Source organism: Solibacillus cecembensis (assembly GCF_050272495.1).
Classification (GTDB): Bacteria; Bacillota; Bacilli; order Bacillales_A; family Planococcaceae; genus Solibacillus; species Solibacillus cecembensis.
The window spans coordinates 92,098-116,516 of the sequence record NZ_JBNNMF010000004.1 but is presented as its reverse complement, the minus strand read 5'-3'; the positions used below and the strand labels follow the sequence as shown (position 1 = coordinate 116,516).

Below are 24,419 nucleotides of genomic sequence, written 5' to 3'. Positions count from 1 at the left end.
GCTTAGGAGGAATGTTTGCGTTGAAAAAAAGTTGGTTTGTAACTGCATCCATAGCTCTTTCTGTTTTCTTAGCAGGGTGTGGTACTGGAGAGGCAGTAGAAAATGTAGCACAATATACATCAACGGTAGAAACTATTGATATTCCAAATGATGTGAAAGTCATCGGTTTTGGAGAAGCGACACATGGGAATATTGAATTTCATGAATTGAAAAAGGATTTATTTCAAGCTTTAGTTGAGAATGAAGATGTTCGTGTCTTTGTTTTAGAAGGCGATTTCGGTGGTGCACAGCAAATTAATCAGTTTATATTAACGGGCAATGGTACTGCTGAAGAGGCTGTTAATGCCCTTGACTATAAAATTTACCAAACGGAGCAGATGATAGCGCTCGTGCAATGGATGCATGATTACAACAGGACGGTAGATGAGAATGAGCAAGTTTATTTTTACGGCAATGACATGCAACGCTATGATTACAGTAAAATAGGATTGCTAGATTATTATGAAAAAGTGAACGGGGATGCGGCAAAAGGTTATGTAAAACAGTTGGAGCATGTTTCTAATGAGACGATGCGTGAATTAACAAATAGCCAACTGCAAGAACTGGATGCAACGATGGACACGATTATTTCAGATTTACAGTTAAATAGCCCAGTATATAGATCAAGTTCTTCGGAAGAGTCCTTTGCATTGGCATTACAATACGCACAAATTATGAAGCAACGTACGCAGTTATTTTTAAATGATAGCAATTATGCCCATTTGCGAGACCAATATTTAGCAGAAAATCTGCAATGGATTGTGGATTTTGAAGCGGCGCGCGGGCATGATAAAGTACTGATTTCTGCACATAATGGGCATATCGAAAAAACATCGGCGTCATTAGCAGGTTATAAAGCAATGGGTGATTATTTAGAGGAAATTTACGGCGAGGCATATTTTTCGATTGGTACAGATTTTATTGATAATACATTCCAAGCACTAAATGGCAGCTCGGGTGAACGAAAAAACTATACATTGGAGCATCATAACGATTTAGTAGATGCCTTTAGTGGTGTAGAGGAAAATGTTTTTTATGTAGATTTTGAGCAAGCTAGCACATCAAAAGAGTTAGCAACGATTCTTTCTACTGAACAAAAAATGGGGAATATAGGCGATGATTTTCGTTCGTGGTATAAGTTCGCGAAGATGTTTTATACGATTGAAATGATACCGAATGAAGCATACGACGGTTTAATCATTGTGAAAGAGGCGACACCAACGACTGTTATTGAGTAATTTTTTTTGCAATCGGTGCAGGCGTCTTATAACAATAATGAAGTATAGGTAAACCATTCAAGTTGCCTGGTCCGCGAACAAAGCAGTAGAGAGATAGCAAAAATGAAAGGACTTGTGTGTATTGATGATAATATGCACAAGTCCTAAAGTGATGTACTGGGGTAGGCTATTAATGTGACTGGCCAATTATTATAAACGGTGAATACGATGAGCGAATTTTAAAGGATTCAGCTCTTTAATATAATAATCCACTGCTAACCAATATTTATTTTGATATTTCCTTAATCCTTTTTCTAAATCGCCAATAAAATTCTTGGCAATGCCCGTATAGACGAATCTTCAAGTGAGCGTTTTTCTTTTTGGGGAGCGATATTTTCTTGGACTATAGATGTTTCTTTTTGGACGGGCTGTTTTGGTGGAACGATTGCTTTTGCTACTTCTTTTTTAATAGGTACAATTTGCTCGAACCTTACATGCTCTTTTAAATGCTGCACTTCTGTTATGTATTAAATATCGGGGAAGTAGTTCAGAGGAAATAACATCAACACCGTTCAGATTTTTATGGACGGTGTTATGTGTATTTGACCGCTTACAATTGTTAAAAAGACTGAAGTTCAGACGTTTCACTTTTACTCAATTCAATTGTTTCGATAAATTTTTCGATTGTTGAGGTAAGGTATGAATTGGATCTTCTCACGAAAACTGTGTTGATTTTGCTATATTTTTCAGGAAGAGAATGGCAGAGAATGAGTCCCTTTTTTTCCAAATGTAAAACGGTTGATTTTGGAACAAATGTGATACCAAGACCGACGACAACACTGCTTAATATCGTTTCTAAAGTGCCAAACTCCATTACTTTTTGAGGGATAATATGTTGATCTTTATACCAGGCTTCAAGTCTTGCGCGGTAACCACACCCCTTACTAAAACATAAGAATGGCTCATGTATTAATTGTTCGATGGATGTTGTGTTTACATCTGATATTAATACAAGCTCTTCTTGAAAAACATTATGGTACACAAGATCTGGGTGAGGGGCTATCTCAGTCACAAAAGCTCCATCAATCTGATGATTTAATACATCTTCTTGCAGCTTTTCAGTCACTCCAGAGAATAGCGACAAATCCACATGCTTATATTTTTTAGTGTACGTTGATAGAATTGTCGGTAGTTTAATGACAGTTTCAACTGTGCCTATTTCTAATTTACCAGAAGGTTCTTCTCTACTTTGCACAACTTTTACCATTTCGTTTGTTAATGATAATATCTTTTCGCAATATGCTAATAGTTTTTTTCCTTCTGGTGTTAAACTCATTCCTCGATTATGTCGGTTGAACAATGGCGTATTTAGCTCCGTTTCAAGCTTTTGGATCCTCGATGTAATATTTGACTGCACATAACTTAACTCTTTTGCTGCTTCTGTAACGGTACCTTTTTCAGCGACCTTTTGGAAAATCTCTAAATCTTTTAATTCCATTATTTTACCTCATCATTCATTTTCTTAATGGTATCACTAAAAATGATAACAAACATCATTTTTGTTCATTTTACATGATGGGTGATTATGGAGTTTAATGAATAAGGCAATATTGTGAAGGAGATTGGTATGTTATGAAAAATAATGTTTTATTAGGTGTTATTTTATGTTTTATTGCAAGTGTGTCATGGGGAGCGATGTTTCCTATTGCTCATCATGCTTTTCAATATATTGATCCATTCTACTTTACTATTTTCCGTTATGGAGCAGTGACGGTTATCTTAGTTGTAATTCTCTATTGGAAGGAAGGGAAAGAGGCTTTTCAATTAGAAGGAAAAGCAGCATCGCTTTGGTTTTTCGGTACAATGGCATTTACTGTTTATAATTTACTCATTTTCTGGGGAGAAGATTTATTAGGTGAGCCAGGCGTAATGGTTGCATCTATTATGGAATCTTTAATGCCGATGATCTCCATTGTTATTGTATGGGTTTTACATAGACGCCGCCCTTATACATTTACCCTGTTATGTGTTTTAGTAGCATTTATCGGCGCAATGCTTGTTATTACAAAAGGTAATTTAGTATCGTTTCTTTCTGCAACGGATGATATTATACCATCTTTCCTTATCTTAATCGCGGTTATTGGATGGGTAATATACACAATGGGAGGAAATCAGTTTAGAGGGTGGTCTGCGCTCCGCTATTCCACATTAAGTTGTTTAATGGGAACTTTGACTGCAGTTGTAATTGTGTTTACATTAACGCTTATGGGATATGTTACTCCACCAACAGTTGAAACGATTAAAATTGTAAGTCCACATTTATTATTTATGATTATTTTCCCAGGTGTTATTGCATTAGTAGGGTGGAACATAGGGGTCAGTATTCTAACTCCATTGAACGGACTTTTGTTTATTAACTTTGTTCCGGTAACAACACTTGTTATTTCAATTGTTCAAGGTAATCAAGTAACTTCCTATGAGATTATTGGAATCATTTTTATCCTTTTCTCTCTCGTATCGAATAATATATATATTCGAATGAATCAGAAGAAAAAGTTGTCAGAGCAATTGTCTCCGAGGAGCAAAGTGCTGAAAACTAGAAAGTTACTAAGTGAATAAAGGGATGTATTCGAGCGTCTTTTCTACACAGTAGTTTGTAGAGAAGACGCTTTTTCATTTTTCTGTTGCTTCGTTGTTTAACAAACATTGAGGAAGAAACGTTTTAAATTGATAAACAAGCGTAGTTTTTCCTGCACCACCTAACCCGCCGATAGCTACGATTAAATGCCTATCTAAGTTATGCTTTTTATATTCTTCATTGATGTCTTGTTTTAAAGTATCATTCATATCCATTTAAACTACCTTTTACTTAACTGGATGAAATTTCTTTCTAGAATGGTTAGATAACACAGTACATTAAATTTTACTCAGTATTTGAATTTTTAGGTAATTTTCTAAATTATTTTTGCGCCAGGTGCAGATCATTCCCACACCACACAATCCACCAAGTATTCAATAAAAAATTTTCTACTATTTAAATTCTAGTCATTCTTCATATTGACATTTACAAATAAAGTATCTAGTATTAAAAGATGGGATTGATAATCATTATCATTTGAAGGTTTAAATAAAGTTCTGATTCTCTTTATATGTATCAAGAAAATACGATTGATATCTAAATGTTACTTATAAGAATAGACAATTTTACATTAAGGTGAAAGCCAGCTAAAAAAAATTACTAAAAGATTATAGACAAAGTAAAAGGAAGGAAGTACTTAATATGACAGTTTTAACTATTGATCATGTGGCAGTAGGTTATGCAAACTCACTAATTGTAGAGGATTTAAGTGTGTCTATTCCGAAAGGGAAAATTACGACGATAATTGGGCCAAATGGATGTGGTAAATCAACATTATTAAAAGCGATTTCTAGGGTGTTAAAAACCCAAAGTGGTGCTGTATACCTTGATGGACGAGCGATTCATCAGTTACAAACGAAGGAAGTTGCAAAACGTATGGCGATTTTACCGCAATCCGCAAATGCACCTGGTGGTTTAACCGTATTCGAACTGGTGTCATATGGTCGATTCCCGCATCAGAGTGGCTTTGGTACATTAAAAAAAGAAGATTATGAACATATTAATTGGGCAATTTTTGTAACTGGGTTGAATGAGTTTAAGGATCGTTCTGTTGAAGCATTATCGGGTGGACAAAGGCAGCGAGTTTGGATTGCGATGGCACTTGCGCAAGGAACTGAAATACTAATTCTTGATGAGCCGACAACCTATCTGGATTTGGCTCACCAACTGGAAGTTTTGATACTCTTACAACGGTTAAATGAAGAGGAAGGCAGAACAATTGTAATGGTGCTTCATGACTTAAATCACGCATCTCGATTCTCGCACAATATGATCTCAATGAAGAATGGCACATTGATAAAAGAAGGAAGTCCAGAGGAAGTCATGACTTGTCTAAATTTACAAAGTGTATTTAATATCGATGCTAGAATGACAACTTGTCCTTTTAGTAAAAATCCAATATGTCTTTCCTATCAATTAAATCAGAAGAATGAATGATTTTTTTATCAAAGATCAATACAAGTAGGATACCAGACTAAGTTTAGTTTGGTATGAAGGAGGAAAAGTATGTCTACGCCAGCAGAAGAATCTGCAGAAATAGAAACATTAGAAGAAATAAAAAAACATTCGCATCCACTAATAGCTATAGTTATATTGTTTGGAGGTATGACTGCTTTACTTTTTGCAATTGGTCTATCCATTTCACTCGGTGCTGCTGACATAAAGCTTGCTACTGTTTGGACCGCTGTGTTTAATTTCAATCCGGAAATCACATCACATCAAATTATTCGAGATATACGTATGCCACGTGTTCTAGGTGCCGCAATGGTCGGTTCATGTTTTGCGGTAGCTGGTGCACTTATGCAAGGAATGACTCGGAATCCATTAGCTGACTCTGGTCTACTAGGTTTAAATGCTGGTGCTTCATTTATGCTGGCACTGTGTTTTGCATTTTTTCCTGGACTCCCTTATATGTACTTAATAATGTTTTCCTTTTTAGGAGCTGGTCTAGGTGTACTCATTGTATACGGTGTAGGTTCACTGTCACGAGGCGGTTTAACACCTATACGTCTTGTACTTGCTGGCGCAGCAGTTAGCGCTTTGTTAGGTGCACTTAGTGAAGGGATCGCTCTTTACTTTCAAATAGGGCAAGATTTAGCATTTTGGTATGCAGGTGGGGTATCAGGGACGAAGTGGATTAATCTTCAAATTATGGCTCCTTGGATTATTGTTGCCATGATAGGTGCTGTGATACTCTCTCGATCTATTACTTTATTGAGCCTTGGGGAAGAGGTTGCTATTGGACTCGGTCAAAAGACAAAAACGATTAAATTGTTTGGCATGATTATAGTTTTAGTTTTGGCTGGTACTGCTGTTTCTGTCGTAGGAGCTGTAGGTTTTGTAGGGTTAATCGTTCCTCATCTTACTCGTTTTTTAATAGGTCATGATTACCGCTGGATTATTCCTTGCTCGATTGTCCTTGGAGGCTTGTTAGTTGTACTAGCGGATTTAGCTGCAAGAATGATTAATCCTCCTTATGAGACACCAATTGGCGCATTAATTGCATTAATCGGGGTTCCATTCTTCCTTTATCTCGCAAGAAAGGGAGGCAAAGAACTATGAAAGAACAAACGTATATGACAAATAGCCAGCGAAAGTCAATGAGGAAAAATCTTTTTATTATCGGCATTCTTTGTTTGCTCATTGTCATAGTTTTTATGATTAGCATGAATACAGGCTTTATTAGATTATCACCATTAGAAGTCATCCAAACACTATTTGGATCTGGAACTGAAAAGCAGCATCTTATTTTATTTGAATTTAGATTGCCGCGAATAATAATTGCAGTATTAGTTGGTATGGGACTTGCAGTATCTGGATGTGTTTTACAGGGAATTTCACAGAATGCATTGGCAGACCCTGGAATTCTAGGGATTAATGCTGGAGCGGGATTAGCTGTTATGCTTTTCATCTCTTTTTTTTCATCAACTACCGCAGCACCAGTATTTTTACTTCCGATATTGGCATTCACAGGTGCAGGCATAACAGCGATAATCATTTATGCATTATCTTATAAACGTAATGAAGGAATTTCACCTATGAGATTAATACTGACGGGTGTGGCGATTGCAGCAGGAATTAGTTCTGCCATGATTGTTTTAACGCTTCGTCTAAGTCCAGATAATTATCAATTTGTCGCGACTTGGTTAGCAGGTAGTATTTGGGGATCAAATTGGAAATTTGTCTTTTCCTTGTTACCATGGATTGTTGTATTAATTCCATTTATTTTTTCAAAAGCACGTGTATTAAATGTATTAAATTTAGGTGATTTAACTGCTACAGGACTAGGGGCATCTATTGAAAAAGAGAGACGTGTGTTACTTGCTGCAGCAGTTGGATTAGCAGGAGCAAGTGTGTCCATCAGTGGTGGCATTGGCTTTGTCGGACTTATTGGGCCGCATTTAGCTCGCCAATTAGTTGGTTCTAGACATCAATATGTAATACCAACTGCAGCTTTAACGGGAGGTCTTTTAGTTCTTATTGCCGATACTATTGGTCGTTGGATTTTGCAACCTTCGGAAATACCAGCAGGAATTGTAGTCGCAGTTATAGGAGCACCGTATTTCCTATATTTATTATCAAGAATAAAGGATTAGAAGTTTAAAGAAGCATAGACCACAATCATATGATCCTATTGCTGTAATTGCTCAAACTGGTGAAGTTGACGGTTTGTTTGGTGCAAAGTAGATTGTGGAAATAAAAGTTAATCAAAATGGTTTTAAATAGAATGCTTAAGTAAGAGACTGAATCTGAATCTTTATAGATGTAAGATAAAGTCTCTTTTTTGTATATTTACATACTAATACCATCAGAATAAATCCTTGAATTTGTACAAAGAAACTCTGGATTTTGTCCATTTATTTGAAATAGGGTAATATGTTAAACTGAAATAAATGAGAATGATTATCAATTTCGATAGGGGGTTAATTCTGTTAATTAGGTAAGTGGTATCTTTCAATGAAAGATTTCAGAATGTAGAAAATAATACTTCTACAAACTTTTAGGAGTGTGGTTGAGATTGTTAAAGCGATTCTTTTCTTACTATCAGCCATATAAAGGGCTATTTATTCTAGACTTTTCCTGCGCGATAATAGCTGCTGTATTGGAGCTTGCTTTCCCACTAGCAGTTAATCGTGTAGTGGATGATCTATTACCTAGCTCAAATTGGAAATGGATTTTATGGGGATGTCTTACGTTATTTGGAATATATATTATTAGCTCAGCACTCCATTATATCGTCACTTATTGGGGACATAAACTTGGGATTAGTATTGAAACGGATATGCGTAAAGAGCTATTTACTCATGTGCAGAAGTTGTCGTTCCGCTTTTTTGATAACAATAAGACTGGGCATTTAGTTTCAAGAATGACAAATGATTTAATGGATATCGGTGAAATTGCACACCATGGACCTGAAGATTTGTTTATCGCTATCATGACGCTCACAGGGGCATTTGCTTTAATGTTTTCAATAAATCCGCAATTGGCCGTTCTTACATTTATTATTGTTCCACTAATTATTTGTTTATCCCTATATTTCAGTAAAAAGATGACCGTAGCATTTAATCGTTTTTTTGCAGATATTGCTGATTTTAATGCACGTGTAGAAAATAATGTGAGTGGTATGCGAGTTGTTCAAGCATTTGTGAATGAAGAACATGAAATTGCTCAATTCAATGAAAATAATAATCGATTTCGTAAGTCAAAGTTAGTAGCTTATAGAATTATGGCTTGGAATTCATCCGTTAGCTATATCCTTATGAAGGTTGTAACTTTGTTTGTTTTACTATGCGGGACTTGGTTCGTTATAAATAAACAAATGACATACGGAGAGTTTATTGCTTTTGTTCTCTTATCAAATGTATTTTTAGGCCCTATTCAACAAATCAATGCTGTAATTGAAATGTACCCGAAAGGAATTGCGGGCTTTAAGCGTTATATTGAAATGCTTGAGACAGCACCAGATGTAGCAGATGCTCCGGGTGCAATTAATGTTCAACATTTAAAAGGAAATATAGAGTACCAAGGTGTTTCGTTTAGTTATGAAGGCAAGGAAAATGTTTTGGATAACATTAACTTAATGGTCCGTGCAGGTGAAACAGTAGCCCTTGTTGGACCATCGGGTGCAGGAAAAACGACTATTTGTAGTCTTTTACCTCGTTTTTATGATGTTAACAGCGGATCATTAATGATTGATGGTATTGATACTCGACAAATGACTCTTGAATCACTTCGCTCCCAAATTGGAATTGTACAACAGGATGTATTCCTTTTTGACGGAACGATTCGAGAAAATATAGCTTACGGTAAACTCAGTGCTTCAGATGAAGAGATATGGGAAGCTGCAAGAAGAGCTCAGTTAGAAAACATTATTCTTTCTCAATCAGAAGGGATGGACACATTGATTGGAGAACGTGGCGTCAAACTGTCAGGTGGTCAAAAACAACGTCTTTCTATTGCTCGCATGTTTCTTAAAAATCCATCCATTCTTATTTTAGATGAAGCAACATCTGCGCTTGATACTGAAACGGAAGTAGCAATTCAACAGGCTCTAACAAAATTATCACAAGGACGTACTACCCTTGTTATAGCGCATCGATTAGCAACGATTAAAAATGCAGATCGCATTGTAGTCGTGACGGAGGATGGCATAGTAGAGCAAGGAAATCATGAAGAGTTATTAGCTTTAAAAGGGGCATATAGAAAACTTCACCTTGCTCAATTTGGGGCCTAATTGAAAAAATAGATAAGTTGTTTGGAGGAATAGAACATAATGGAAGAATTAGAATTATACGATGTAACCATTATTGGTGGTGGCCCAGCAGGTATGTATACTGCTTTTTATAGTGGAATGCGTGATTTAAAAACGAAAATTATTGAATGTGGACCAAAGCTAGGAGGAAGAATGCTCATTTATCCAGAAAAAATGATTTGGGATGTTGGTGGGGTAACCCCCATTAAAGGGGAACAATTAATTTCTCAGCTTGAAGAACAGGCAAAAACTTTCGATGCAAATATTGTATTAAATCAACAGGTAGTGGGATTGGAAAGATTAGAGGACGAAACATTTATTTTGACTACAGCATCTGGAGAAAAGCATTATTCGAAGACTGTTATTTTAGCTGTAGGTTATGGCGTTTTAACTATGCAAAAGCTAGAAATCGAGGGTGCAGACCGTTATGAAGTTACAAACTTACATTATACAGTACAAGAACTTGAGGTTTTTCGTGACAAACACGTATTGATCTCTGGTGGGGGAAACTCAGCAGTAGACTGGGCAAATGAACTTGAACGGATAGCAGCAAGTGTAATAGTCGTTCACCGACGTGATGAATTTGGTGGACATGAGAAGAATGTTCTTAAAATGAGAGAGTCTTCAGTAGATGTGCGTACCCCATATGAAGTAGTCCAGTTACATGGGACTGGGGATTCCATAAACCAAGTGTCTATTTCTCAAATTGAGACAGGGGAAGTTGAGAAAATCAGAGTGGACGCAGTCATCGTTAATCATGGTCTGAAATGTGATTATGGTCCATTAGTTGAATGGGGTTTGGAAATGACAAATGATGTAGCTGTTGTGAATAACAAACGAGAAACTAACATACCTGGTATTTATGGTGCAGGAGATTTCATCGACCATGAAAGCAAGGTAAGGTTAATTGCTGGTGCATTTACAGATGGAGTACTTGCCCTCAATAGTGCAAAGTTATATATTGAACCAGATGCACCGAAAGTGGCGTATGTATCCTCACATAATATTCGGTTCAAAGAAAAGAATAAAAAATTTGGTTTGGATGACAACAACTATAGGAAAGTAAGAAGTTAGGTGACCGCTTTATGGATATAGAACAAAAGCCATTCCTTTTAGAAGATATAGAAAAATTCCCCATATAAAGATACAGCAGTAAAATTTTGATGGGAGTAAAGCAGAAGTGTTATACAAATGTTCAAAATGGATAGATTCACATTAATCATACGCTAAAAACCCCTATAAGATATCAGATCACTATCCACATTATATAGATAGTGATCTCTTTCGTATTTTAATAAATCCAAATAATCTATAACAAGGCTAGAAGGAGTGAAATCATGATCAACCCTATTTTAGATAATATGATATTACATCCCCATACATTTTATATACCAATTAGTTTAAAAAGTCTAGATGAACTTGTGGACAACAACTTTGAAGAAATAGAACCACTTCCCAAAATTCTAATCGTTTTCGAAGGGAATGGTTTACTTCGTCTAGATGAAAATCAACAAGTAGTCTCTCGGGGAAGTGTACTACTTTGTGACTCCTCTACGGTAATAGAATATCAGTTAAATTCTTGCAAGCCTTTTCCGCTTCAGGGTATTTCGATAGGTTATCGTTGCATAACTACAGACGGTTCTAAACCTCAGTTCTTACAGAGTGGTAAACCTATTCTAAATAAAGCTAAAATAGTAAGGTTGGCATTAGAATTTAAAAATGCTTGGAATAACCAAATTAGTAGAGCACCATTCTACATACAACTATTGTTCAACGAACTCTTGACAGAAATGCATGACGAACTAACGGAAAAAAATAACTCGGTTAGTCCTTGGATTGATCAAGTAGTAAGCTATATTGACACTCACTATAAGGAAGATTTGACGCGAGAAGAGATGGCTTCGCTTGCACAGGTAAGCCCAGAGCATTTATCTCGTACTTTTCGTCAGTGTACGGGTCAGACGTTTAGTGAATATCTCTCCTTGATAAGGATACGTACATCCCAAAAAAGACTTTTATATGAAATGCCAAAATTAGATAAACTAGCACAAGATGTTGGCTACAAAGATGGTACGTATTTAAGTAGAAAATTTAAGCAAGTGGTTGGTTTGTCTCCTACTTCGTATCATAAAAAACGCAAGAGAGTGGTTGCCCTCAATATAAATCATACAGCAAGTTTGTTAGCACTAGGTATTACTCCTGAACTTGGTGTATATTCCACATGGATGGAACATGTGAATCAAGTAAACCCAGAGCAAAAGTTAAATATATGGGAAAATAGCGAAACGTCAATATATGAGAATATCGCTGCTGTTCACCCTGATTTAATCCTCGATTATAAAACAGAAAGAGAGAACAAAAACTTGCTATCTTTGGCCCCGATGATTGCACTTCCTTTTATAGAAATGGGCTGGCGAGAACAATTGCGTCTCATAGCCGATATTGTGGAAAGGCAACAGCAGGCAGATGAATGGATTAAGGATTACGATAAATTGGTTTGGATCTTTAATCAGAAACTAGATCGTCAGCTTGTAGAAAGAGGAACGGCTATTGTATGGGAAATTGGCACAAACTCGGCTTTCTGCATCAATAGTAGTCATGGTAGAGGTAGTCAAATTTTGTATGAAGACATCGGATTTAGTCTCCCAGTATCCCTACTTAATCATGGTATTGCAAATAGGGGCTACATTGAGATGGAAATCGAAGCTATTAAAGACTATCCTGCTGATTATATCTTTATTACGGGAATGCCTTCAAATCCAGAGGGGATGGAACGTATGAACCGTCTATTTCAGTCATATTCATGGAGGAATATGAAAGCATTCAGAGAAGATAAAGTCTATTTAATAGATAAACCAGATTTATTCTACGGTTACGACCCGTTATCGTCGCAAGCTCAGGTACATGAACTAATGCGATTGTTAACATCATAAATGTGTATGAAGAGAAATCACATTACTTCATAGACACATTTAGAAAGACATCTTACAATAGTTAATGAGAATGATTATCACTATGGCATACGGAGGTTTTTCAGTTGCATTTACAACAAGACAATATTAAAAAGAAGATAGGATTAGTTTTCCCCGCTTTACTAGCTCTAATTCTACTACTTTCCGCTTGTGGAGAGACGACTACAGCTTTGGATAGAAAGAAAGAAGAAGTAACCGAGAATACAGGTACTACCACTGATAACAAAGTGAAAATGATCACCACAGTAAACGGAGAGATTGAAATTCCTGTTAATCCCCAGCGTATAGTAGCGGAAGATTACTTGGGAAGTCTTATTGCCTTGGATATTATTCCTGTTGGAGCACCAGAACTGACTATTAATAACTACTATTTCAAAGATGGACTTACAGGTGTATCAGATACAGGGGTATATGGTAAACCATCCGTAGAAAATATCCTTGCCCTTAGTCCAGACCTCATAATTACCGGAAATGGCGACAATTACGAAAAGCTAAGTAAAATAGCACCTACTGTTGTTATTCCCTATGGTGATTTAAAAGGAGTTCATGAGGAGCTAACCTATTTTGGTAACCTACTTAATAAGCAGGAGGAAGCAAAGGCTTGGCTATTAGATTACGATGCGAAAATTTCGGATGCCAAGGCAAAGGTCGATGCTGCAATAGCAGACGACGCAAGCTTTTCAATTTTGGAGGATGGTGGAAAATCGACATGGGTGTATGGTGATAATTTCGGACGCGGTGGACAGCCTATTTATCAGGCTCTTGGACGTAAGCCACCCAATAAAATTGCTGATGAGATAATGGAGAAACAGTGGGCAGAACTTTCTGAGGAAATGATAGAAAGTTACGCTGGTGATTATATCATTATGACTTCTAACAATAGAACGGTTGAAGATTTCAAGGCAGATCCTGTTTGGGGTAGTCTTCCAGCAGTGAAGAATAATCATCTCTACGTTTGGCCTGAAGAACGTTCATGGTATTATGATCCAATTGCAGTCCTTGCTCAGGTGGAAGAACTAACTACTTGGCTTACCAATCTTAAGGAATAGAATAGATGCGCCTATGTTTCTGACATGGGCGCATCTATTTTCTTGTTATTTTTCTTCCACTTAAAATTTTGAGAATTCCTTTAGTAAAACCCAAAATTTCTAGAATGGTATTGTCTCCTAATATCAATAATCAGTATTATTTACGCTTTGAGGTGAGTAATCTTGGTAATGCTCCAAGTAATTTTTCTCTTGTAAAGGCATCACTAGAATTCCATTTCGTTGCATCGACTAGATATACATATCCATTTTTTACAGCTGGAAGATTAGACCACAAAGTACTCTTCATCAGTTCTTCAGTAGCCAATTTAGACTCAGGATTTTCAGAAAGTAGCATAAATATCCGGTCACCGGCATAATCAGGTAAAGTATCTACAGCTATTTCCTCGTAGCCTTTTTTATCATCTATTATTTTTTGAATCAATTCTCCAGGTTGGAATCCAAGTGGATGATAAAGGGAAGTAGGTAAACCAGTAACTCCCATAACAAATAAGCGAGCACCATGATCAAATATAAAAACCGATGCAGTTTCTCCATTTTTTATTGTGGTTTGAAGATTTTTCCACATCATGTTTTCTTTCTTATTGAAATCATCAAGCCAATTTTCTGCTTCTTTTTCTTTTCCTAGCATTTTTCCTAAAATTAAAATACGTTCGTTTAACGTTCCCCATGAGTTATGTGTAACCGTTGGAGCTATTTTACAGATTTCTTTATATTGTTGTTCATCAGAATTTGTAAAGATTATTAAATCGGGATTTAGTTTAGTAGATTTATCTATGTCAATTGGGAAGGCCACGTCTTTTACATATGGAACATGATTTTTATAAAAACTATTATCAATATCTTCTTTGTATCCACCAATTGGCTGCACATCAAAAACTAATAAATCGCCAAATGCTTCCCCATGGTAAATAATTCTCCTAGGGAAGGAAGGAATCTCCACTTCATGACCAGTCCAATCTTTTACAATAACCTTTTGTTTTCTAATACGAGCAAATTGTTTAGGAGGTATGCCTTCGACTTGTTTAAAACGGCGATTAAAATAATATTCATCATTAAATCCAACCTTTAAGGCAATATTTCTCAAAGTGTCGTTTGTTCGTTGCAGTAGATCTTTCGCATGCTCTATTCGTAATCTTGTTAAATAATCAATTGGCTTTTGTCCAGTTATCGTTTGGAAAATAGCGCTATATTGCCACGGTGCAACATTAGCATTTTTAGCCAGTTCGTTAATTGTTAGTTGCTGTTGATAGTGTTGATGCATATATTCGATCGATTGTTCAACTGTATTTGAGACGTCTAAGGGATCTTCTATATGCTGTTTATGTTCAAATAACATACAAATCAACTCATTGAATAATTTTTGCTGTTGAAAATGAATATGAATGCCTACTTGATCCATTAGATTATTTAAGTCTTCAGCAAGACGGTAGAAACGGGAAGATGAATAGATAGGGAAATCTACATGATCTGAACAGATAGTATCGGTATACAAATCAGGTATTTGATCCTTTAACTGAATAATATTAAATGAAATTTTATAGAAAGATAAGCTATCTTCTTTCATATCTAACAGTTCCAAAACTGATCCAGGATTAAGTAAAATACTCTTGTATTGTTTTACAAAGTAAGGCTTGTCATCAATAGAAAATGTTCCATTCCCGTTATCACCAACAATGATTAAAGTATACTGTTGAGTAGTTACTTCTTGAAAGTTCAAACGTTTATAGAAAGTTATGTATTCGATTTGAGATAAATGAAAAAGTAACGATGAAAAAGGGGGGATTTGTTTAGCCATCAATTTACAACTCTCCTTTATACAAATGAAAATGATTATCAATTACTATTGTATACAAGAAAAAGAGGCATTTCAACAATAGCTGAAATGCCTCTTAAACTATTTATTTAGTAAAGATGGAATTTCCTCGATCAGCCATTCTCTAGTAGATGCATCACTAGAAGTTTTAAGAATGTCTAGCGAATATACTTTTCCATTTTTTACAGCGGGTAGTCCTTTCCAGACTGGGCTGTTCAACATATCTTTTGTAGATTGAATAGCTTCATCTGTTTCTGGTGTAAGAATGAAAATTCGATCACCTGCAAATTCAGGAAGCAATTCTAATGAAATCTGTTCAAATCCTTTTCCTTGATCTAGGATTGGCTGAATTTTATCCCCAGGTTTAAACCCAGATGGATGATACAGTACTTGTGAAAGCCCTGTTGAAGCCATTACAAATAATCGGTCTCCAGGATAGTAGGTAAAGACTGAAGCAGTTTCTCCTGATTCTAGAATTCCTTGGTCCAAGAGTTGTTTCCACATTGCCTCTTCTTTTTGTTTGTATTCCTTTAGCCACTCAGTTGCTTCTTGTTTCTTATTGACTATATCTCCAAGTTCCATAAAACGATTGTCTAAAGGTGCGAAAGTATCAAATACTACTGTTGGAGCAATTTTAGATAGCTGTTCGAAAACCTTTTCATCAGTATCTGCAATAATAATTAAATCGGGTTTTAATTCTAATACTTTTTCAAAATTAATTGGAAACCCAACATCTTCCACATTCTTTACCTGATCTTCAAAAATTAATCCTGTAATCCAGGAATACGAACCGCCAATAATATCCGCATTAAGAGGTAGTAGATCTCCATAATTTTCCCCTTGATAAATCACTTTCTTTGGCGAATTTGGGATTTCTATTTTATGACCTAAATAGTCTGTATAAGTTCTATATTCTGTTTCGCTAGGATTGTCCTTTTCTTTTGCTTCAGCTTCTTTTGGTTGATCTTGTGAATTACAAGCACTTAGTATAGCTACTATTAACAAAATACAAAATACAATCATTCTTTTCTGTTTGCGCATTATATCGTTACTCCTCAAATTGTATTGTATGATAATGATAATCATTATCATACAATACAAGAATAATGGAACGGAATATCTATTTCAATGGACAAATATTAATATAGGTTCTTTTTTTTGTACAAAAAAGAATAAAATCTATATAAATCCAATGGGACATGTGTAATTGGTTTGATAAATCCTGCACCGGGTGCAAACACAATTTTCTACAATTTATAATAATACATTGAGTGAGGATAATAGACTATTTTGCACAAGTGTCCTTGTAAAATAACAAACCCAAATGCAATTGCTTTCCATTCTGGATCGTGAACAAATTACAAACTAAATACACAAAAAAGATTCCACCTTCCCATAAATGGTGAGGCGGAAACTTTTCCTTACTATTTGAATTTCTGTGTTAACTAATCCACAAACGATTCGTACAGCTTAAAAGAAGCACGATTAGGAATAACGCGGCACAAATGCCATCTATTTTGCTCATTGATATAACTTGAAAATAACTACTTCTTCGTTCGCCTGTAAAGCCTCTTGCTTCCATCGCAAATGCAGCTCGCTCGGCTTTGCGAACAGCACCTGCTAGCATAGGGATTAAAACTCTCCGAACGCCAAGAAGTCGTTGCAAAGCATTCTTTTCTGGAGTCGCTCCTCTTAATCTATGTGCTTGTTGAATATGAATAAATTCATCCTTTAATACAGGCAGAAACTGATATCCAACCATTACGCCATATGCAATTTTAGGAGATAGTTTTAATTGCTGCATCAAACTCATGATGAAAGTAATTGGATTAGTCGTAAAAGCGAACAAGAGTGAAAGGCTTGAAAATGCCAATACTCGAAAGCTTAATGAAAAAGCATGATGTAATTGTGTTTCTGTAACGTTAAGCATCCAAAAAGACCAAATAACAGGTCCAGATTGATCTTCAGCAAAAATAATCGTTGTCCAAAAATACCCGATAGCCGTCACAAAAAAAGGAATCATAAATAAAAACCATTTCTTCCAATCAATCCGACTAAACAAAATTTGCAGCACAAGTATTCCATTCCAAAACACGAGCGGAGTCCACGGATCGAAAAAGAAAGCCATCGTGAACATACAAACTGTGACCAATAAAAACTTCAGTGAAGGATTCATTTTATGTAAAGCATGCTTCACGTTCCATCAATCCTTTCGGTGGTAGTAAGTGATGAGTTAATAGTAGGTTTTCATTTCGCCAAACATCGGCAGCCGGAAACTTTCCTGTCAGACGCCCATTATTTAGTAATAAAATCGAATCTGCTAAGCAATAAGCGAACTCCATATCATGTGTGACGATTAAAAAGGTTGTACCAGCGCGGGATCGTTCATCTAGTAATTGAAATAACTCAGATAATGCTGCGGTGTCTTGACCAGAAGTAGGCTCGTCCATCAAGATAACTTCACGTCCATCTGAAAGCATCGCTGCGATAGCTACTCTTCGCTTTTGCCCATGACTAACTGCAAATGGGTGAGCATCAGAAATGGGTATTAATTTTAGCCGAGTCAACATTTTATCGACATCATTTCCTCCACCAAATGCAACTTCTTCGTGCACACTTTTCGTCAGGAATAAAAACTCTGGCGACTGTGGTACATATCCTAAACGTTCAGGTTGAACCGTTCCATTAAAAGGAATCAGCTGACATAATGCTTTTAATAATGTAGACTTTCCACTACCATTTGGACCAGCCAGAACCGTTATTTCACCACGATTTAAAGTGAAAGAAACTTCTTGGAGGAACGGCTTTGCACTTATGCTATTTGCAAGGAAAGAAGCATTTTCTTGTATGGAGGTATTCCTTTTTTGTAAAGGAGTAGTATCCTCGGTTTTATTTAACGGGATGTTTCGCTCAAAAAAATCTCCCCATAGATCTAACCGATGCTCAATTGCAATGATTGTTATTTTTCGTTTTATCTGAAGCTGATCCAACCATTCCACATATTTTATTGCAGTGTAAGGGTCTAAGTGGGCAATCGGTTCGTCTAACAACAAAACTTCAGGCTCCATAATAAGTGCACAAGCAGTAGCAATTCGCTGCTTTTGCCCACCAGAAAGCTTTTGAATAATTGCATGACGAAACTCACTTAAGCCCGTCAAATGCAACACCTCATAAATACGAAATTCCATTTCTTCTCGTGGTAAATGTAAGTTTTCCAGTGTAAATGCAAGTTCTTCTTCTACCGTTTGCATGCAAAACTGAGCATCGGGATCTTGGAAAACAGTTGCTATCCGGTGATTTATCTCCCCAGGGATATAAGAAAAACTGTCTTTCCCGAACAACTCCAATGAACCGGTTAATATGCCATCACAATTGTCTGGAAAAAGTCTATTACATAAATACAGTAATGTTGTTTTTCCACACCCGCTAGGACCTGTAATGACAACACGCTCCCCGCGGCGGATGGACAATGAAAGATTCTTGAGTATTGACTGTTCTTCGTCGGGATAAGAGAACGTTACATTGTTAAAGCAGATAACATTAGGCATGTGATTCACCTTTTTTTGATCGTGAAATGGCATATCCGCGGAGTGAACCAGTAGCGAGTAATCCGTCTGATAAAGCTTTTCCACCGACACCGGCAATTAGAGCACCACTTAATATGCGAAGTCCTAACATTAATGCTACGTAACCTGTGCTGTACACGGCAAAGCCCCCTAAAAAGTATCCATATACAAAGCTGAAAACGGCTGAGCCAACACCAGCTAACATTAATACCCACAAGTCAAAGCGTTTGTAGCGTGTTGCGGCAAAAACTGCTTCTGCTCCCAATCCTTGAATAAGACCTGTAAGAATTAAACGTGGACCAATGGCATTACCCAATAAAACCTCTATTGCTGCTGCGATTGTTTCAGAAATGACTGCTGCTCCAGGTTTACGAATAATATACATGCAAATAATCGATACGATAAACCAAATGCCGAAGATCCATTCATACGCAATAGGACCAATAAACCCTGCCCAAATATTTCCTGCATGTAGAAATAGTAAATAGACAATACCAAACACAACAGAAAATAAAGACATAAGTACAATCTCTTTTAGCTTCCAAGATTTCAACATATTAAAAACCTCCGTGAGAAGGGCTATTAATACTCATTGAAACCGTCATGACAAGATGTTTATGTTCTTCTGATCGTGCATGTGTGAAAGATTCTTCGTAAAATTCAAATACATCATGTATATCTCCGTGAATACCACTTGCATAATGCATCGACTCATTGAAAACACCATGCGTTTTTGCACGATCTATTTCTCTGTAAATAACATTCATATAATCAGGATTATTCATCGGATAAAGAGCAAATTGAGAAGAAACATATTGTTTCGTAGTATCTGTATTTGCTACTTCATCTCCTTTATCCAAAAATACATCTCCTGCAGAGTCACCTGGACAACCAGCAGAAAAAGTACCAGATAATGCAATATGCTCTCCCGTTTTAGCAGCATGTAAAGTGATGGCTTTTGCCACATTAAATACATGCACCTGTTTTCCACGAATAACAGTAGATACGTCATCCGTATGCATCCACACATTTGATGTATCTGTTTCTAGAAGTGCACCTTTAATTACCGAAATAAAATCATTGGTCATTGGATGAAGAGAAAAACGAAATCCAACGATAGGGCTTAAACCGCATTGCATATTAAAAACCTCCCGAAAAATTTTCATAAAAAAAGACCACATCCGTGAAGATGCAGCCACTTATCCAAAATGAAAAAATAGGAAAGTCACCGCACTTCCTCACGCAGGTATTATCCTGATCGAGTTATAAGGGATCGGAGCAAAAGCTCGCATCTCAGCCAAAGTGGGCACCCCTAGTGCAGAAAACGGTATGTAGTTTTTTTAATGTGCCATCAGTATAACCTACCAATATTATCATTGTAAATGAAGTTTTATTATTTCATACTTTCGTCCATGGTTGATATGTTAAAGTATTGGGAATTTACAAAGAATATCGTGCGTGTTGTGTTTTGCACAGAGTGCACAAATAATATTCCATTCGTATGGGGATTTTACGAGATATGTGGGCACTATTGTAAGGAAATTTATGAACCAAGTAAAATTAAGCATAGCAACGATTACAGGTTGTATATTCTATTTATTCTAAAAAAACAGTCATTGACAATATTTTGGGCATAGGTTAGATTAAATACTAATTTCAATTTAAAAAGCAATGATAAGGATATGAATCGTTTTAGTGAAGATCAAAAGAGAGGGAAATCACCGGCTGAAAGATTCCTGATTGGACAATTCGATTTACTCCCTTGGAGCTGTGCTAGGAAACTAGTGACGTATACAGGCGTTATCTGTATCAATGAGCTACTGATGCAACAGTACAGTAGGAATTTGGGTGGAACCACGGGTATTCAAACACATACTCGTCCCTTTGTGGACGAATATGTGTTTTTTTTATTTACCAAAAAAAGAAAAGGAGTGGTAGTATGTCAAATCAAGAAGTTACAATTCAATTTCCAAATGGCGAACAAAAACGTTTTGCTAAAGGTGTTACGCTAACCGAAATTGCCAAGTCGATTAGTCCTAGCTTAGCAAAAAAATCAATTGTAGGTAGTGTAAATACGACAACAACTGATTTGACACGACCAATTCTAGTGGATGCTGAAATTTCTCTATATGATGTTGCGTCAAAAGAGGGCTTAGAGGTAATCCGTCATTCAACAGCGCATTTGTTAGCACAAGCGGTAAAACGTTTATATCCAGATGCAAAATTTGGTGTAGGTCCAGTAATTGAAAACGGGTTTTATTATGATATTGAAATGACTCATACGTTAGTGCCAGAAGATTTAGATGTAATTGAACGTGAAATGAAAAAGATTGTAAGCGAGAACTTCCAAGTTGTTCGCAAGGAAGTAACGAGAGAAGAAGCGAGTCAAATGTTTGAGCATGACTATTTAAAGCTTGAGCTTTTAGAAGCAATTCCTGCCGAAGAACTTGTAACGATTTATGAGCAAGGGGAATTTATCGATTTATGTAGAGGACCACATGTGCCATCTACAAATAAATTACAGCAATTCAAACTAATGAACATTTCAGGTGCGTATTGGCGTGGTGATAGCAATAACCAAATGCTACAACGGATTTACGGGGTGGCGTTTGCAACGAAAGAGGATATGGATGAATACTTTGTGTTTTTGGAAGAAGCCGAAAAGCGTAATCATCGTAAACTAGGAAAAGAGCTTGAACTGTTTATGTTTTCGGAAGAAGCACCAGGCATGCCATTTTATTTAGCAAATGGTCAGATTATCCGAAATGAATTAGAAAATTTCTTACGTGGTTTGCAAACAAGCTATGATTATAAAGAAGTGCGTACACCGCTGATGATGAATCAACGTTTATGGGAGCAATCAGGACATTGGCAGCACTACAAAGAAAATATGTATTTCACACAAGTAGATGAACAAAAGTTTGCTTTAAAGCCGATGAACTGTCCTGGTCATATGCTTATTTATAAAAACGACTTACATTCGTACCGTGATTTACCGATACGTATGACTGAGTTCGGTCAGGTGCACCGTCATGAATTTAGTGGGGCATTAAACGGGCTACTACGCGTTCGTACATTTTGTCAGGATGATGCTCATATTTTTGTGACGCCAGAGCAAATTGAGGATGAAATTACATTAGCCTTACAAATTATTGACCGTGTTTATAAGGTATTTGGATTTGAATATGAAATTGAATTATCGACACGACCTGATGACTATATGGGGGAACTTTCGCTGTGGGATAAGGCGGAACAAGCGCTTGAAAATGTGTTAAATCGTTTAAATTTCCCTTATAAAATTAATGTGGGTGACGGGGCATTTTATGGACCAAAAATCGATATTCATATACAAGATGCCATTAAGCGAAGTCATCAATGTGCAACGGTACAGTTAGATTTCCAACTACCAGAGAAGTTTGATTTAACGTATGTGAATGAGGATAACGAAAAGGTACGTCCAGTTGTCATTCACCGGGCTGTATTTGGTTCAATTGATCGCTTCTTAGGAATATTAATCGAGCATTTTGGTGGAGCATTCCCATTATGGCTTGCTCCAAAGCAAGTGCAAATTATTGGCGTTTCGGATGTACAGACAGCCTATGTTCAAAAAGTTGCTAGTGAGCTTCGTCAGGCAAATATCCGTGTTGCCATCGATGGCAGAAATGAAAAGCTCGGACGTAAAATCCGCGATGCACAACTGCAAAAGGTACCGTATATTGTTGTACTCGGTGATCAAGAGCTTGAGAACGGGACAGTGACTGTAAGAGCATATAAACAAGTTGGATTGAAAACAATGTCCTTTGAGGAATTTGCGCAACAGTTGCAGCGAGAGATAGAGGGGAAGCAAATGACACGGGATGTCTGAATGAAACAATAGAAGCGTAAGGAGAAAACGAAAGGAACTTGTGTGTATGGTTATCATATGCACAAGTCCGTTATTACTGTAATGAGTTGAACTATTATTCTAATCGTTCTATACGATGAGCAAACTTTAAAGGCTTCTGCTTTTTCATATTTCAAGTATTAAACTGTAGAATTTTAGTAAATAACCGAACCTTACCATCAAATTTCAAGATGGAAGGTTCGGTTGTTTTGATTAACTAGCTCTCGTTTTGCCTAATCAAATTCGACCGTTTATAATGAAGCGATAGTCAGGATTTCAGGAGGAGTTTGTTTGATGAATACACGATACAAAATTACACGTCTTGATAAAGAAGGGAATCCAACATTAAGCTTAGAGGAATGCCAAAGCTTCTTCGCGACAAAATCGGATTTCGAGTACAATGATTCATTTGGTGCTAGCCAAGACGGGGTACATATGAAAATTAAAGGTCACTTTTTCATGTGGCAATTAGAAGATGTAAAAATTCCGTTTCGATTTTTTGAAGGTGAAATTTATGTAGCCGTTTCACAGCCGATTGTTTTAGAAAAAACGTTGGAAATTGCGCGTTTACTTGAAGCGAATTATATTGAAGGATAATCAGGTGGTCAGAAATATGTCGAAACAAGAGCAATGTCCGGTTTGCTATAATTACATCGAATTTGAAGATGGTTCAGAACGGTTATGTTGTGCGTGATGTAGCTGGTCAAGAGCGCTTTATTCAATTAGAGGAGCAGCTATTTGCGCATAGTTTTATTATTACGGATGATCAGGAAAGAGTGATGTATAAGGATGCATCTGGTCTTATGCTAAAGCTTTCAAGCAAGTATACGAAAAAGCAGCTTGCCTCAGTATCGGAAATTGATGAGGAAATTTATGTGCTGAAGGAAAATCAAGAATACGTGCAGCTACACAATGTACCACAGGGTGATGAACTTGATTTAGGTGATATGATTTGGGTTGATGAATTTAATCGTTATATTGATGGAGTGAAAGTCGAGACGCAATTTGTACCGACTGATACAATCGAGAAAAAGTTACTAGAGTGCGGTCGCAAAGTAACACGTAAAGCATCGAAAGAACAAGTGGAAAAAACGAAGGATCTCCTTGTCATTGGCAATATTCGTATTTCTGAGCGTTACAAAAGCTACTTCGGCGAGCTAGGTTATGAGGTAGAGGTGGTAGATGGTACAGGTCCATTCGAAAAAATTCGTCAAGCGTGCTCAAAGCATACAAACATACTGTATTCAACAGCCTTCACAAGCCATAAAAATTCAGGGAAAATGAACAAAGAAGTAACAAAGCCGTATATTTTATGTGACTCCACAGCACCTAAAGTTATGCATTATAAGTTAGAAAATATAAGTTAGGCGGTAATGTGACAGGTTTTAAAACATATGAATCAACTAAAAGATGGTTTCTTGTATTGCACAGGAGCCATCTTTTATTGTTTGTGCACCCATTGCGCGACAAACGATAACATTTTAACACCT

General features: G+C 36.6%; 21 protein-coding genes and 1 riboswitch. Of the genes, 12 read left to right on the top strand and 9 right to left on the bottom strand.

Translation table 11 applies throughout. From position 1 onward, the window contains the following. The first annotated feature begins 11 nt into the window (after positions 1 to 11). The gene (locus ACQKIH_RS05290) at positions 12 to 1,277 is read left to right on the top strand and encodes an erythromycin esterase family protein (RefSeq protein WP_427763843.1); all 1,266 of its coding nucleotides are present in this window, start codon (positions 12 to 14) and stop codon (positions 1,275 to 1,277) included. A 293-nt stretch (positions 1,278 to 1,570) separates the two neighbouring features. Here the strand turns inward: ACQKIH_RS05290 and ACQKIH_RS05285 are convergent, their stop codons facing one another. Both ACQKIH_RS05285 and ACQKIH_RS05280 read right to left on the bottom strand, forming a co-directional pair. Then, complete coding sequence (locus ACQKIH_RS05285; protein ID WP_427763840.1) at positions 1,571 to 1,771, bottom strand: hypothetical protein; 201 nt, start codon at positions 1,769 to 1,771, stop codon at positions 1,571 to 1,573. 104 nt (positions 1,772 to 1,875) lie between these two features. Next, positions 1,876 to 2,754 (bottom strand): LysR family transcriptional regulator, encoded by an 879-nt coding sequence (locus ACQKIH_RS05280; RefSeq protein ID WP_427763838.1) that lies wholly within the window; start codon positions 2,752 to 2,754, stop codon positions 1,876 to 1,878. Between the two features lie 134 nt (positions 2,755 to 2,888). Between ACQKIH_RS05280 and ACQKIH_RS05275 the strand changes: the two genes are divergently transcribed. Then, positions 2,889 to 3,875, top strand: a complete 987-nt coding sequence (locus tag ACQKIH_RS05275) for a DMT family transporter (RefSeq protein WP_427763836.1) — start codon at positions 2,889 to 2,891, stop codon at positions 3,873 to 3,875. 54 nt (positions 3,876 to 3,929) lie between these two features. Here the strand turns inward: ACQKIH_RS05275 and ACQKIH_RS05270 are convergent, their stop codons facing one another. After that, the gene (locus tag ACQKIH_RS05270; RefSeq protein WP_427763834.1) at positions 3,930 to 4,109 is read right to left on the bottom strand and encodes a hypothetical protein; all 180 of its coding nucleotides are present in this window, start codon (positions 4,107 to 4,109) and stop codon (positions 3,930 to 3,932) included. 427 nt (positions 4,110 to 4,536) lie between these two features. Here ACQKIH_RS05270 and ACQKIH_RS05265 point away from each other — a divergent pair, with 427 nt between their 5' ends. The 7 genes from ACQKIH_RS05265 to ACQKIH_RS05235 all read left to right on the top strand — a co-directional run bounded on the left by ACQKIH_RS05265 (position 4,537) and on the right by ACQKIH_RS05235 (position 13,667). Then, entirely contained in the window at positions 4,537 to 5,331 is a 795-nt protein-coding gene (locus ACQKIH_RS05265; protein ID WP_427763832.1) for an ABC transporter ATP-binding protein, read from the top strand. A 69-nt stretch (positions 5,332 to 5,400) separates the two neighbouring features. Beyond that, positions 5,401 to 6,456, top strand: a complete 1,056-nt coding sequence (locus tag ACQKIH_RS05260) for a FecCD family ABC transporter permease (protein WP_057983473.1) — start codon at positions 5,401 to 5,403, stop codon at positions 6,454 to 6,456. Positions 6,457 to 6,470: 14 nt separating this feature from the next. Beyond that, complete coding sequence (locus ACQKIH_RS05255) at positions 6,471 to 7,490, top strand: FecCD family ABC transporter permease (protein WP_427764053.1); 1,020 nt, start codon at positions 6,471 to 6,473, stop codon at positions 7,488 to 7,490. A gap of 422 nt (positions 7,491 to 7,912) precedes the next feature. Continuing rightward, positions 7,913 to 9,628 carry an ABC transporter ATP-binding protein gene (locus ACQKIH_RS05250; protein WP_427763829.1) on the top strand — a complete coding sequence of 572 codons (1,716 nt, stop codon included), beginning with the start codon at positions 7,913 to 7,915 and terminating at the stop codon, positions 9,626 to 9,628. A 36-nt stretch (positions 9,629 to 9,664) separates the two neighbouring features. Next, a complete protein-coding gene (locus ACQKIH_RS05245) occupies positions 9,665 to 10,720 on the top strand; it encodes an NAD(P)/FAD-dependent oxidoreductase (protein ID WP_427764050.1) in 1,056 nt (351 codons plus the stop codon). A 263-nt stretch (positions 10,721 to 10,983) separates the two neighbouring features. Then, positions 10,984 to 12,579, top strand: a complete 1,596-nt coding sequence (locus ACQKIH_RS05240) for an ABC transporter substrate-binding protein (RefSeq protein ID WP_427763827.1) — start codon at positions 10,984 to 10,986, stop codon at positions 12,577 to 12,579. A 104-nt stretch (positions 12,580 to 12,683) separates the two neighbouring features. Further along, positions 12,684 to 13,667 carry an ABC transporter substrate-binding protein gene (locus tag ACQKIH_RS05235; protein WP_427763825.1) on the top strand — a complete coding sequence of 328 codons (984 nt, stop codon included), beginning with the start codon at positions 12,684 to 12,686 and terminating at the stop codon, positions 13,665 to 13,667. Between the two features lie 136 nt (positions 13,668 to 13,803). Here the strand turns inward: ACQKIH_RS05235 and ACQKIH_RS05230 are convergent, their stop codons facing one another. The 6 genes from ACQKIH_RS05230 to ACQKIH_RS05205 all read right to left on the bottom strand — a co-directional run bounded on the left by ACQKIH_RS05230 (position 13,804) and on the right by ACQKIH_RS05205 (position 20,185). Then, positions 13,804 to 15,462 carry an ABC transporter substrate-binding protein gene (locus ACQKIH_RS05230; RefSeq protein WP_427763823.1) on the bottom strand — a complete coding sequence of 553 codons (1,659 nt, stop codon included), beginning with the start codon at positions 15,460 to 15,462 and terminating at the stop codon, positions 13,804 to 13,806. Positions 15,463 to 15,561: 99 nt separating this feature from the next. Next, positions 15,562 to 16,521: an ABC transporter substrate-binding protein gene (locus ACQKIH_RS05225; protein ID WP_427763820.1), complete on the bottom strand. Its 960-nt coding sequence runs from the start codon at positions 16,519 to 16,521 to the stop codon at positions 15,562 to 15,564. A 400-nt stretch (positions 16,522 to 16,921) separates the two neighbouring features. Then, positions 16,922 to 17,608 carry an energy-coupling factor transporter transmembrane component T family protein gene (locus ACQKIH_RS05220; RefSeq protein ID WP_427763817.1) on the bottom strand — a complete coding sequence of 229 codons (687 nt, stop codon included), beginning with the start codon at positions 17,606 to 17,608 and terminating at the stop codon, positions 16,922 to 16,924. Between the two features lie 49 nt (positions 17,609 to 17,657). Next, positions 17,658 to 19,028 carry an ABC transporter ATP-binding protein gene (locus ACQKIH_RS05215; RefSeq protein WP_427763814.1) on the bottom strand — a complete coding sequence of 457 codons (1,371 nt, stop codon included), beginning with the start codon at positions 19,026 to 19,028 and terminating at the stop codon, positions 17,658 to 17,660. Further along, on the bottom strand, positions 19,021 to 19,602 hold the full coding sequence (locus ACQKIH_RS05210; protein ID WP_427763812.1) for an ECF transporter S component: 582 nt from the start codon (positions 19,600 to 19,602) through the stop codon (positions 19,021 to 19,023). Before ACQKIH_RS05210 ends, ACQKIH_RS05215 begins: the two co-directional genes overlap by 8 nt. A gap of 1 nt (position 19,603) precedes the next feature. After that, on the bottom strand, positions 19,604 to 20,185 hold the full coding sequence (locus tag ACQKIH_RS05205; RefSeq protein WP_427763810.1) for a YkoF family thiamine/hydroxymethylpyrimidine-binding protein: 582 nt from the start codon (positions 20,183 to 20,185) through the stop codon (positions 19,604 to 19,606). A 79-nt stretch (positions 20,186 to 20,264) separates the two neighbouring features. Continuing rightward, positions 20,265 to 20,370: riboswitch (TPP riboswitch) on the bottom strand. A 615-nt stretch (positions 20,371 to 20,985) separates the two neighbouring features. On the opposite strand from ACQKIH_RS05205, the gene thrS reads away from it, so the two are divergent. The 3 genes from thrS (at position 20,986) to ACQKIH_RS05190 (ending at position 24,296) form a co-directional block, all read left to right on the top strand. Continuing rightward, positions 20,986 to 22,911 (top strand): threonine--tRNA ligase, encoded by a 1,926-nt coding sequence (gene thrS / locus ACQKIH_RS05200; protein WP_427763808.1) that lies wholly within the window; start codon positions 20,986 to 20,988, stop codon positions 22,909 to 22,911. 312 nt (positions 22,912 to 23,223) lie between these two features. Then, positions 23,224 to 23,526 (top strand): excinuclease, encoded by a 303-nt coding sequence (locus tag ACQKIH_RS05195; protein ID WP_427763805.1) that lies wholly within the window; start codon positions 23,224 to 23,226, stop codon positions 23,524 to 23,526. Between the two features lie 62 nt (positions 23,527 to 23,588). After that, positions 23,589 to 24,296 (top strand): hypothetical protein, encoded by a 708-nt coding sequence (locus ACQKIH_RS05190; RefSeq protein ID WP_427763803.1) that lies wholly within the window; start codon positions 23,589 to 23,591, stop codon positions 24,294 to 24,296. Positions 24,297 to 24,419: the final 123 nt, after the last annotated feature.

Excerpts from the sequence above, each read along its gene's own strand:
- ACQKIH_RS05220 (WP_427763817.1), bottom strand. The coding sequence starts at position 17,608 with ATGGCTTTCTTTTTCGATCCGTGGACTCCGCTCGTGTTTTGGAATGGA.
- ACQKIH_RS05230 (WP_427763823.1), bottom strand. The coding sequence starts at position 15,462 with ATGGCTAAACAAATCCCCCCTTTTTCATCGTTACTTTTTCATTTATCT.
- ACQKIH_RS05280 (WP_427763838.1), bottom strand. The coding sequence starts at position 2,754 with ATGGAATTAAAAGATTTAGAGATTTTCCAAAAGGTCGCTGAAAAAGGT.
- ACQKIH_RS05255 (WP_427764053.1), top strand. The coding sequence starts at position 6,471 with ATGACAAATAGCCAGCGAAAGTCAATGAGGAAAAATCTTTTTATTATC.
- ACQKIH_RS05265 (WP_427763832.1), top strand. The coding sequence starts at position 4,537 with ATGACAGTTTTAACTATTGATCATGTGGCAGTAGGTTATGCAAACTCA.
- thrS (WP_427763808.1), top strand. The coding sequence starts at position 20,986 with ATGTCAAATCAAGAAGTTACAATTCAATTTCCAAATGGCGAACAAAAA.
- ACQKIH_RS05210 (WP_427763812.1), bottom strand. The coding sequence starts at position 19,602 with ATGTTGAAATCTTGGAAGCTAAAAGAGATTGTACTTATGTCTTTATTT.
- ACQKIH_RS05240 (WP_427763827.1), top strand. The coding sequence starts at position 10,984 with ATGATCAACCCTATTTTAGATAATATGATATTACATCCCCATACATTT.
- ACQKIH_RS05290 (WP_427763843.1), top strand. The coding sequence starts at position 12 with ATGTTTGCGTTGAAAAAAAGTTGGTTTGTAACTGCATCCATAGCTCTT.
- ACQKIH_RS05225 (WP_427763820.1), bottom strand. The coding sequence starts at position 16,521 with ATGCGCAAACAGAAAAGAATGATTGTATTTTGTATTTTGTTAATAGTA.
- ACQKIH_RS05205 (WP_427763810.1), bottom strand. The coding sequence starts at position 20,185 with ATGCAATGCGGTTTAAGCCCTATCGTTGGATTTCGTTTTTCTCTTCAT.
- ACQKIH_RS05215 (WP_427763814.1), bottom strand. The coding sequence starts at position 19,028 with ATGCCTAATGTTATCTGCTTTAACAATGTAACGTTCTCTTATCCCGAC.
- ACQKIH_RS05195 (WP_427763805.1), top strand. The coding sequence starts at position 23,224 with ATGAATACACGATACAAAATTACACGTCTTGATAAAGAAGGGAATCCA.
- ACQKIH_RS05275 (WP_427763836.1), top strand. The coding sequence starts at position 2,889 with ATGAAAAATAATGTTTTATTAGGTGTTATTTTATGTTTTATTGCAAGT.
- ACQKIH_RS05260 (WP_057983473.1), top strand. The coding sequence starts at position 5,401 with ATGTCTACGCCAGCAGAAGAATCTGCAGAAATAGAAACATTAGAAGAA.
- ACQKIH_RS05270 (WP_427763834.1), bottom strand. The coding sequence starts at position 4,109 with ATGGATATGAATGATACTTTAAAACAAGACATCAATGAAGAATATAAA.